At 47.2% G+C, this 233-nt stretch carries 1 protein-coding gene; it reads left to right on the forward strand.

What is annotated here, in order from left to right; translation table 11 throughout:
* Nucleotides 1-233, forward strand: a 233-nt coding sequence (locus FY048_RS19030; protein ID WP_446092182.1) for a hypothetical protein, incomplete at both ends; no start/stop codon positions are given.

The following is a 233-nucleotide window of genomic DNA, read 5'->3' on the forward strand; positions in this document are numbered from 1 at the left end:
AGCACGGATAAAATCACATTCCAGGATGTGCTCTATCAGGATTCATTAAATAACCCGTATAGCTCATTACAGCGAATCGAGTTTGCAGATGGTACGAGCGTGAAGGTTGCCGATATTTTACAGCAGCTCTATCAGGGAACGGATGGAGCAGACTGGTTGGCCGGAACTACAGAAACGGATCAGTTATTTGGAGGCATGGGGAACGACACGTTATATGGACGTGGAGGGAACGA

The sequence above is a fragment of the Acinetobacter sp. 1124_18A genome, assembly GCF_052824995.1.